At 62.0% G+C, this 10,180-nt stretch carries 6 protein-coding genes; 3 read left to right on the top strand and 3 right to left on the bottom strand.

Annotated elements, in window-relative coordinates; translation table 11 throughout:
* Positions 1 to 54 precede the first annotated feature (54 nt).
* The 3 genes from RVY76_RS18640 to RVY76_RS18630 form a co-directional block, all read right to left on the bottom strand.
* Positions 55 to 987 carry an IS5 family transposase gene (locus RVY76_RS18640; RefSeq protein WP_317373939.1) on the bottom strand — a complete coding sequence of 311 codons (933 nt, stop codon included), beginning with the start codon at positions 985 to 987 and terminating at the stop codon, positions 55 to 57.
* A 186-nt stretch (positions 988 to 1,173) separates the two neighbouring features.
* Positions 1,174 to 3,537, bottom strand: coding sequence for a hypothetical protein (locus RVY76_RS18635; protein WP_317377932.1), 2,364 nt, complete (start codon positions 3,535 to 3,537; stop codon positions 1,174 to 1,176).
* A 169-nt stretch (positions 3,538 to 3,706) separates the two neighbouring features.
* On the bottom strand, positions 3,707 to 5,986 hold the full coding sequence (locus tag RVY76_RS18630; RefSeq protein WP_317377930.1) for a hypothetical protein: 2,280 nt from the start codon (positions 5,984 to 5,986) through the stop codon (positions 3,707 to 3,709).
* A gap of 276 nt (positions 5,987 to 6,262) precedes the next feature.
* Here RVY76_RS18630 and RVY76_RS18625 point away from each other — a divergent pair, with 276 nt between their 5' ends.
* The 3 genes from RVY76_RS18625 (at position 6,263) to RVY76_RS18615 (ending at position 10,165) form a co-directional block, all read left to right on the top strand.
* Positions 6,263 to 7,909 carry a hypothetical protein gene (locus RVY76_RS18625; RefSeq protein ID WP_317377928.1) on the top strand — a complete coding sequence of 549 codons (1,647 nt, stop codon included), beginning with the start codon at positions 6,263 to 6,265 and terminating at the stop codon, positions 7,907 to 7,909.
* Positions 7,906 to 8,874, top strand: a complete 969-nt coding sequence (locus tag RVY76_RS18620; protein WP_317377926.1) for a glycosyltransferase family 2 protein — start codon at positions 7,906 to 7,908, stop codon at positions 8,872 to 8,874. Before RVY76_RS18625 ends, RVY76_RS18620 begins: the two co-directional genes overlap by 4 nt.
* 238 nt (positions 8,875 to 9,112) lie before the next feature.
* Positions 9,113 to 10,165 carry an acyltransferase gene (locus RVY76_RS18615; protein WP_317377924.1) on the top strand — a complete coding sequence of 351 codons (1,053 nt, stop codon included), beginning with the start codon at positions 9,113 to 9,115 and terminating at the stop codon, positions 10,163 to 10,165.
* The last annotated feature ends 15 nt before the right edge of the window (positions 10,166 to 10,180 follow it).

The following is a 10,180-nucleotide window of genomic DNA, read 5'->3' as shown; positions in this document are numbered from 1 at the left end:
GGCATTGTTGCAGAACTCACGCTTGAGGCATGACTTCCCCTTCCCCCGCTGAGGTTATGCGACGCGAACGATCTCGGCAGTGCCGAGGGCATTGAAGCGGTTCATGAGTGCGACGCGAATGTGGATCTCGGCGGTTTGGCGGTCAGGGTCTCTTGCGGCTATGCGTTCGCCGAATGCTTTGAGGCATCGCATTTTCGCCTCCACGCGGCTGCGTGCGTGGTATCCGGTCCAGTACTTCCAGAATGCTCTGCCGTAATGCTTCGTGGCGCGCAGCGTCTCGTTCCGCGCCTTCGCTGCCGGGCCGTCTTCCTTCCAGGCGCGCCCGTTTCTCCGGATCGGGATGATCGGTGTGGCTTGCCGGTCGGCGATAGCAGCATGGCAGCGACGTGTGTCGTAGGCACCGTCGGCGGTCACCGTGCCGATCTGCTCGTCCTCGGGGATCTGGCCGAGTAGCTCGGGTAGGATCGGGCTGTCGCCATCGCGGCTTGGAGTGAACTCGACGGCCCGGATGTCGGAAGTGGCCGTATCCATGGCGAGATGCACCTTGCGCCACTGACGACGGCCTTGGGCGCCATGCTTGCGCGCCTGCCACTCACCGTCGCCGAGGAACTTGATGCCCGTGCTATCCACGAGCAAGTTGAGCGGGCCATCGGAGCAGCGATACGGGATCTGGACCGCCAAGGTCTTTTGCCTGCGGCACAGGGTGCTGAAGTCGGGGACGGACCAGTTCAGCCCCGCCAACCGGAGCAGGCTGGCCACCATACCGGCGGTCTGTCGCAAGGGCAGCTTGAAGAGAACTTTGACCGACAGACAAAACTGGATAGCGGCATCTGAGAAGACGGGTGGACGTCCGAGCCGACCTTTATGCGGCGCCAGCCAAGCCATCTCCCGGTCTATCCAGATCAGCATTGAGCCGCGCTTGCGCAAGGCAGCGTTGTAGCTGGACCAGTTCGTCGTGCGGTAGCGGGCGGGGGAAGGCTTGCTCATGCAGCCCGTCTAACCAACTGGATTCACGCTGTGAATCGCCCGCAGACAGAGTTCTGCAACAACGACAATAAGAACTGTAGCAACGTATGGAGGCATCGAACCTCACGGAGGCGCAAGATAGGCATTTTCTGTGAAGCAGCCACGAGACACTCTGTGACCGTGGCTGCTTGAACCGCTGGGCTCAGGTTACCGAGGGCACTCCAGTGCTCCCAATGAAGGATATGCCGGGCGGCGCTTGCCATAGAAGTCCAGTACCACGCGTGTGTCTTCGGAGCCTGCCCCAAGTGCCTTGGAACCTTCAAGAGGTGCGAAGGTCGCGACGCTACCCTTCGGCGTGCCCAGCCGCGTTTCCCTCTGGACGGGATTGTCGCCCCGGCTGCGATCCCACTTGTACTCGATCAGCGTTTTGGCCGGCCAGGTCACACCGGTCTTGTTGGTGATCACGGCAGAGGATGCGGTGAACTTGATGTCCACTTGACCCGTTCGCGATACGATCCGATCGGGAAGACTGGCTTGAACCTTCACGAAATGCTGCCCATTGGCATAGGCAGATGGTGATTGTCCGACATCCGCCGCTTCCTTATGTGGAATTTCGACGGATCCGCCGGTCGGCACGTCGGCTGCAAGCGTAATGCCGCCACCACCCCCATCCCTGTAACCGGCGGTTCTTGCTTCCCAGACTGAAGTCGTGTCGAGCGGCGCGTAGAGGATTTGGGGAGTTGCAAGGTTCGGCTGATGGACGATGTTGTTGTTTTCGGTGATCGTGCCCTCTGCAAGCGGCTTGTTAACCTCGTCCTCCCGAAGGAAAGTGACGCCTTCCGGCGACCAGTTGTTCGCACTGAGGTTCTTGGCCGACATGAGGTTCACGAGCGTATTGTGTTCCCAAAGAATAGGATCGATCTCGTCGCCGGTTACGAGACCGGAATTAATGAAAGCTCCTGCCGATTTCGGCTCAAAAAGGTGGAAATTGGCTCTCGGGCTGTCGGGGAACACGAAGACGTTATTCCGAACACTCACGCCACCGAAGGCGATCTTGATCGGAACGCTCGTCATATGCGACCCGACCAGAATGGACCCCTCGATAACCGCGTTCTGGTTGCGCACCGATTTGCCGGTGTTCATGTGCTGAAATGCGAGAATGGTTTCGCCGCCCTCGCAGGAGCAGCGCTGCATGTTGAGCTCCATCTCATGCGTATCATCATGCCCCATGAAGTTCCAGCGCAAGACCGGTTGCTGGGTATGATAGGGCTCAATGTTCTGCCACCATCCGTTATAGGTAAAGAAATCGCACCCATCCATAACGGCATGGTCCACGCCGTTCATTCTCATACAGCCGTGCTGGTTGTGCGCGCCGTTCTTCCAGCCACCCGACATGGCGTCATCATGCTGGGTCATGCGGACACCCAGAAGTGCCATTCTGATCGAAGAACTGAAAATGCCGTAATCGCCCCAGTTCGTGATCGTGGTGTTGGACAGGATCGAGGTGAATTCGTGATCTTCGATCTCTTGGTGTGAATTTCCGAGATACAGGATCCCCGCATCGAATCCCGAAACGATCACATCGTGGAGATGCAAATATTGCGCCTTGTTCAATGGATTACCGCCGCGTGAGAACGTGAAGGCGCGCGCCCTGCCACCTGTTTCCCTTGATGCGTCCCAGCTACCGATCACGTCGATGCCAACGAATGTCATGTCGAGCCCATGACTTGGATCTAGCCGCGGCGACTTGTCGATCATGTAGAAAAGCTCACCGCTTTGTTTTTCGGTCGTAACCTTGGCCCGCCCGCCCGGAGCCGAGCAGACATAGACGTTTCGAAGATATTGCCTCACACCGTTTTCAAAGCGATATTCTCCGGGCATTACGAATTCTTGGCCGGCTGCCAGCATGACACGCGTCGGCACCCCACTTCGCGTAGCGTTGAGCGCGTCATAGATGCTCGTGAACGTTTTTGCACCGCTCGGCGCCGCCGAAAAGTCTCCGGTCGGATGGGCGTAGATCGTACCTGCTCCCGCAAATACCACATCAGGATCCTGCACGGTGAAGGGACCAAGCTCGTGTTTCGCGAGCTTGCCGGTGGAGGGTTCGTAGACGATGACGGAGGGGCTGTAGGTTCCGGGCTTCGTGTAGGTGTGACCCACCTGGGGACCATAACCCACATTCGCGTCGCGTTGATGTTCCATCACGTTGACCGGATGCGTCCAACGCGCGCCTGGATCGTCGAAATCCCAGATATATACGAGTTCATGATAGCGGCGGTCATAAGTCTCTCCCGCCGCCGGTCCGGGCGTGTCAAAGCCGTCATAGCCCGTAACCTTGAAGTAGAATCCTTCGGGGCCGACTTGCATGTCGCTGCGCCACGTCGTCACCTCGACCGTAGCGGTCGCCGGCAGGACGTCCCAGCTGTCGGCGCTTGGATCCTCCGCTTCGGGATCTGCGATGTCAGGTGCGCTCCAGCTTTCGGTCGAGGCGGGAATCATCCGACCGAACTTGTGGAGCACTAGCTCGACGGCGGTGCCTGCCTTGAATCCGTGAAATCCGATGCGTGCCATGGATATATCCTCGATTCTGGAAGCTGCCGCTCATCCGTTTTCAGGGCAGCCGGGTTGGGTCGGATGCTGTCCGGCATCGTGCCGGTCGTAAAGGGGACCGCAGATCCCCGTCCCGCAACATTCGTTCGGGAAGGTCACGATCGCGTGGTGCGATCGCGACCTGTTCGAATTATGCCGCAATCGCCTGCGACATTTGACTGACGGGATCCCGTCCCTCCTGGATGAGGGTCTGTCTCAGGGCGAGGGGACCGGTCGCGGCCGCCTGTGGCAGGAGGAAGGATCCCGGCGCTATCGGGGATGCGATCACGGTTTCGCCTGCGAGGAGCTCGAGGCGGGTTTCGAAGGCGGGACCATCGGCATCGTGGACGACGATGCCCAGGACAATATCGATCGTGTCTCCGGGCGATGCCCGTCCGGAGCCGTCCGCATCGTGGGAGAGCACGATCTGCGGCGCGGCGATCCAGAGCGGTCCGTCCGCAAGCGTCTGTGTCGCCAGGGCCGTGCCGTCGAGGCTGGTTTCGTAGAGGCCCGCGCGGTCTGCAGGGGCGACGATCTCGATCGCGAAGGTCCCGTCGAGATCCGCGAAGACGATGCGCCCCTCGCCGGTCTCGGCCACCGGCAGCACGGGTTCGGGCTCGGGTGCCGGTGTGGGTATGGGCTCGGGCTCCGGTGCTGGCGGCGGAACTGAGAGGTCCGGTGCGGGCGGCGTGATCTCGGCAGGGATGTCGACCTCGATCGCCTGCGACATTTGGCTGACGGGATCTCGTCCCTCCTGGATGAGGGTCTGTCTCAGGGCGAGGGGACCGGTCGCGGCCGCCTGTGGCAGGAGGAAGGATCCCGGCGCTATCGGGGATGCGATCACGGTTTCGCCTGCGAGGAGCTCGAGGCGGGTTTCGAAGGCGGGACCATCGGCATCGTGGACGACGATGCCCAGGACAATATCGATCGTGTCTCCGGGCGATGCCCGTCCGGAGCCGTCCGCATCGTGGGAGAGCACGATCTGCGGCGCGGCGATCCAGAGCGGTCCGTCCGCAAGCGTCTGTGTCGCCAGGGCCGTGCCGTCGAGGCTGGTTTCGTAGAGGCCCGCGCGGTCTGCAGGGGCGACGATCTCGATCGCGAAGGTCCCGTCGAGATCCGCGAAGACGATGCGCCCCTCGCCGGTCTCGGCCACCGGCAGCACGGGTTCGGGCTCGGGTGCCGGTGTGGGTATGGGCTCGGGCTCCGGTGCTGGCGGCGGAACTGAGAGGTCCGGTGCGGGCGGCGTGATCTCGGCAGGGATGTCGACCTCGATCGCCTGCGACATTTGGCTGACGGGATCTCGTCCCTCCTGGATGAGGGTCTGTCTCAGGGCGAGGGGACCGGTCGCGGCCGCCTGTGGCAGGAGGAAGGATCCCGGCGCTATCGGGGATGCGATCACGGTTTCGCCTGCGAGGAGCTCGAGGCGGGTTTCGAAGGCGGGACCATCGGCATCGTGGACGACGATGCCCAGGACAATATCGATCGTGTCTCCGGGCGATGCCCGTCCGGAGCCGTCCGCATCGTGGGAGAGCACGATCTGCGGCGCGGCGATCCAGAGCGGTCCGTCCGCAAGCGTCTGTGTCGCCAGGGCCGTGCCGTCGAGGCTGGTTTCGTAGAGGCCCGCGCGGTCTGCAGGGGCGACGATCTCGATCGCGAAGGTCCCGTCGAGATCCGCGAAGACGATGCGCCCCTCGCCGGTCTCGGCCACCGGCAGCACGGGTTCGGGCTCGGGTGCCGGTGTGGGTATGGGCTCGGGCTCCGGTGCTGGCGGCGGAACTGAGAGGTCCGGTGCGGGCGGCGTGATCTCGGCAGGGATGTCGACCTCGATCGCCTGCGACATTTGGCTGACGGGATCTCGTCCCTCCTGGATGAGGGTCTGTCTCAGGGCGAGGGGACCGGTCGCGGCCGCCTGTGGCAGGAGGAAGGATCCCGGCGCTATCGGGGATGCGATCACGGTTTCGCCTGCGAGGAGCTCGAGGCGGGTTTCGAAGGCGGGACCATCGGCATCGTGGACGACGATGCCCAGGACAATATCGATCGTGTCTCCGGGCGATGCCCGTCCGGAGCCGTCCGCATCGTGGGAGAGCACGATCTGCGGCGCGGCGATCCAGAGCGGTCCGTCCGCAAGCGTCTGTGTCGCCAGGGCCGTGCCGTCGAGGCTGGTTTCGTAGAGGCCCGCGCGGTCTGCAGGGGCGACGATCTCGATCGCGAAGGTCCCGTCGAGATCCGCGAAGACGATGCGCCCCTCGCCGGTCTCGGCCACTGGCAGCACGGGTTCGGGCTCGGGTGCCGGTGTGGGTATGGGCTCCGGTGCTGGCGGCGGAACGGAGAGGTCCGGGTCCGACTTGGACGGTCTTCCTTTCCTGATCGAATGCGGATCCACATCGTTGCCGCCCACGCTCAGGACGATACCGATTGCCAGCGCAGTCATGACGTCACCCCGGTACGGCCGAAGCCCCCTTCCGAAATCAACGTCGTTATGCCATGTAGGCGGCTTCGAAGGACAGAATGGCTTTTCATCATCTGGACGACTCCAGGCATCGGGACAGAAGATCGTGGCGCGGGATTGCCGGATTTTGATTGGGGTACCGGCTAGGGTTCGGAGTAGAAGAAAGATCAAACCCGCGATCTGTCGGAAATTAGTATGGCCTTCATCAATCCAAGGTTGAGACTGCGTTCGCATCCCAAGGAAGGCTGCGTTTCATAGATGGTACCGCTTCTCGCCCTCTTGGCATGGCCCGCCGTCACTGCCATCGTCTTCGCAAAATACCGGATACCGGTGGCGATCATCGTCTCGATCACCGCGGGTTATCTACTGCTGCCATCTGGCTTCAGTGTCGATTTTCCGATGCTGCCCGCCCTCAACAAGGATTCCATAGCCGCGGTCAGCGCGATCTTCTGCGCGCTTTTCGCCTGGAACAGGATTTCGGGTCTCGCTCCCGGAGCGCATCGTGCTGCCATGTCGCCTGACATGGCAGGAATCCAGCCGGGATGGCTTCCGACGAGCCCTCTTCTGCGGATCCTCCTCCTCGCGCTTCTGATCGGCGCGTTCCTAACTGTCTTGACCAATGGCGATGCGCAGTTCACCGGTGCCCGCTGGCTGCCGGGCATGAAGCTTTACGACGCGTTCTCGCTGATTCTAGGCGTGGGCATGATGGTTCTGCCATTACTCTTGGCGCGCAAGTTCCTTGCCTCTCCGGAAGCACATCGGACCCTGCTTCTGTTGCTGGTGCTGGCCGGTCTCTGCTATTCGCTGCTGGCCCTCTACGAGGTCCGCATGTCACCGCAGCTCAGCCGTATGGTCTATGGCTACTTCCCGCATAGCTGGGTCCAGCACCTGCGCGGAAACGGCTATCGCCCAATCGTGTTCCTGTCGCACGGATTGCTCGTCAGTCTCTTCTTCTGCATGACGACACTGGCGGCCGCGGCCCTCATCAAGACCGAGGGACGGGAACGGCGGGCCTTCGGTATTGTTGCGTTCGGCTGGCTCGCGATGACGCTCGTCCTGTCCAAGTCGCTGGGCGTGATTCTGATCACCGCGGTCCTTGTCCCACTTATCCTGCTGAGCGGACGCAGGATCCAGATCATTGTTGCTGCTGCGATTGCAGGAACCATTCTGGCCTATCCGATGCTGCGCGGGATAGACGTCGTACCAGTCGATCGGCTCATCACGGCGCTCGAGACGAGGGCTCCCGATCGCGCATCCACCTTCAACACGCGCGTCGTCAACGAGGACCAGCTTCTCGACAAAACGGCGGAAAGGCCACTTTTCGGCTGGGGCGGTTATGCACGCAACCGTGTCTACGATGAGCGCGGGCGGGACATCACGATCACCGACGGATATTGGATCATCATTGTGGGCCAGGGGGGATGGGTCCGCTATCTCTCGGAATTCGGCCTTCTGACGCTGCCGATCATGCTTCTGGCCTTTCGCCGCCGCAAGACGGGAGGGGGGTTCGAGCCCGCGACCTGTGCCGTCGCGCTGATCCTCGCAGCCAATCTCATCGATCTCATCCCGAATGCAGGGATCACGCCGCTGACATGGCTCATGACCGGGGCGCTCTGGGGCCGTTGGGAGATCGAGAGCGCCAAGGTTTCCAGCGATCTGCCGCAAGAGACGCGCGAGGCATCCGACATGCCCGTGCCGGGACTCGCCTCTGGGGTGCTGGCACGCGCCGTGGGCTCATCGCCGGTCTCGGCGGGGGGGCGGAAGGGTGCCCTGCGATACGGACGCGCCGAAGGCGGAGCCGAGCCTTCCCCCGAACGCCGCGATAGCTACGAGCGCGATTTCGCCCCCTCCGGTCCAGACACTCCGCGCAAGTTGCGTTTCACACGGTACGAGGCCAAGGAATGATGTCCCGGCCGCGCATCGGTGCCGTTGCCATCGGCCGCAACGAGGGTGCTCGCCTGCTGGCGAGCCTCGCCTCGCTCAAGGATCAGGCCGACCGTGTCGTCTATGTCGATTCCGGCTCGACCGACGGTAGTGTTTCGGCCGCTCGCGAGCGCGGGGTCGAAGTGGTCGAACTCGACCTGTCCCTCCCCTTCACCGCGGCGCGGGCGCGCAATGCCGGCCGCGAGAGGTTGCGGGAAATCCTGCCCGATGCCGATCTTGTCCAGTTCGTCGACGGCGATTGCGAGCTTCGGCCCGACTGGATCGCCAAGGCCACCGCACGGCTTGCCGAAGAGCCGGCCTTGGCAATCGTCTGCGGCCGTCGTCGCGAACGACATCCGGAAGCCAGCCTTTGGAACCGCCTTGTTGACCGGGAATGGGACACGCCTGTGGGGCCCGCGCGCGCTTGCGGCGGCGACGCGCTGATGCGCCTTTCGGCCTTTGATGCGGCAGAGGGCTTCGACCCGACGCTCATCGCCGGAGAGGAGCCGGAACTCTGCGTGCGTCTACGCAAGGCCGGCTGGCGGATCGAAAGGATCGATGCCGAGATGACGCTCCACGACGCGGACATGACGCGGATGGGGCAGTGGTGGATGCGAGCACGGCGCGCAGGCCATGCTTATGCTGAAGGGGCTGCGATGCATGGGGCCCCGCCTGAACGCCACAAGGTGGCCGAGCTTCGCCGAGCGTTGGTATGGGCCTTGGCGATTCCGCTTGCGGTTTTGATCCTGACACTCGCCGTTTCGCCTTGGGCGCTGCTGCTCCTGCTGATCTATCCCACTCAGATCCTGCGCCTGCGCTTGCATGGCGAGGACTGGATTCCGGCCTTCCTTCTGACCCTCGGCAAGTTCCCCGAGCTTCAGGGTGCATCGGACTACGCCTTGCGCCGCCTTACTCGCCGCGGCACCAAACTTATCGAGTACAAATAGGCGAGGGCTGAGAAAGCACGGCTCCGGGCACTGAGCTGGTCAGTTGCATGGCGGAGAAGGATTCTCCCGGAATGGAACCAGACTTCCTCAAGGCGGAAGATTGTGCACAGCATAGCTACATTCGATGCGCCGAACGCCAAAGGATCGGCAATTTCCTTACGTTTTCGGGAAAGCTGTCGTATGCCGCCCTCGAATTGTTAACTTTTGCATGTTCCGCATCACAACGCCGAGCGACAGAATGAATGATGCTTCACGCCACACCACGACCCCGGGCGGCTTTCCTTATGTGAAGTCCCTCGACGGGGTAAGGGCGGCAAGCATTCTGCTGGTCCTTGCAGGTCATACACTTCCGCTCGGGCCCAACGATTGGGGTCTGAATTCGGTCGCGGCACGATCGGGCATGGCGCTCTTCTTCTGTCTGTCGGGATACCTGATCGTCACGATCCTGCATCGCAACACGGACATCATCGAATTCTTTGTCAAGCGGCTTTGCCGGATCGTGCCTTCGGTGGCGCTCTATCTGACGATCCTGGTAGTATTCTTCGGCCTTCCGCTGACGACCATGCTGCTTAATCTTACCTTTCTGAGCAATTACTTCACGCAAGGCATCGAAGGGGGGCCTCTCAGCCATCTCTGGTCGCTCTGCGTCGAAGTGCAGTTCTACGTGGCTATCGCTCTGGTCGTGCTCCTGCTCGGACGTCGGGGATTGTGGCTCGTTCCCGTGGCTGCAATTTTCTTCACGGGACTGCGGATCGACGACCAGATCATTGTCAACATCAACACCCACTGGCGGGTCGACGAGATCCTGGCGGGCGGCTGCCTTGCGCTGGTTCACATCCATGCCGGCGAGGCAATGCGCCGGTGGCTTGCCAATCCCGTAATGGCAGGGACGCTGATCGCAATCCTGACGGCCCTGTTCCTGCTCTCGGGCCATAACGACGGCTATCCGTTCTACTACTTCAGGCCCTATTTCAGCGCGATTCTCGTCGGAGTCATTCTCTTCAGCAACGTGAAACCACTCATGCGCGTTCTCGAAAGTCGGGTGGCGGGATATATCGCGCGGATCTCCTACGCGCTCTATATCTACCACCCGCTGATGGTCTCGGGGTTCATGAATACCGGATCGGATATTGAGCGATATCTGTTGAAGCGCCCGGTGAGCTACGCCCTCACATGGGCAGCTGCGCATGTCTCGACGTTCTACTGGGAGGCATGGTGGCAGAAGGCCGCCCGCAGCTATCTCGCCCGACGCGACGCCGGCAGGGCTGAAAAGGCCCCTGTCGGAACCTGACGGCAAGGACCGGAC

Source organism: Palleronia sp. LCG004 (assembly GCF_032931615.1).
Lineage (GTDB): Bacteria > Pseudomonadota > Alphaproteobacteria > Rhodobacterales > Rhodobacteraceae > Palleronia.
Note: the sequence above shows the minus strand (reverse complement) of the source record. Positions and strands in the feature narration are given on the sequence as shown.

What these genes read in the sequence shown, in the direction of transcription:
- RVY76_RS18625 (WP_317377928.1), top strand. Translation starts at nt 6,263, where the DNA reads ATGGTACCGCTTCTCGCCCTCTTGGCATGGCCCGCCGTCACTGCCATC.
- RVY76_RS18630 (WP_317377930.1), bottom strand. Translation starts at nt 5,986, where the DNA reads ATGACTGCGCTGGCAATCGGTATCGTCCTGAGCGTGGGCGGCAACGAT.
- RVY76_RS18640 (WP_317373939.1), bottom strand. Translation starts at nt 987, where the DNA reads ATGAGCAAGCCTTCCCCCGCCCGCTACCGCACGACGAACTGGTCCAGC.
- RVY76_RS18635 (WP_317377932.1), bottom strand. Translation starts at nt 3,537, where the DNA reads ATGGCACGCATCGGATTTCACGGATTCAAGGCAGGCACCGCCGTCGAG.
- RVY76_RS18615 (WP_317377924.1), top strand. Translation starts at nt 9,113, where the DNA reads ATGAATGATGCTTCACGCCACACCACGACCCCGGGCGGCTTTCCTTAT.
- RVY76_RS18620 (WP_317377926.1), top strand. Translation starts at nt 7,906, where the DNA reads ATGATGTCCCGGCCGCGCATCGGTGCCGTTGCCATCGGCCGCAACGAG.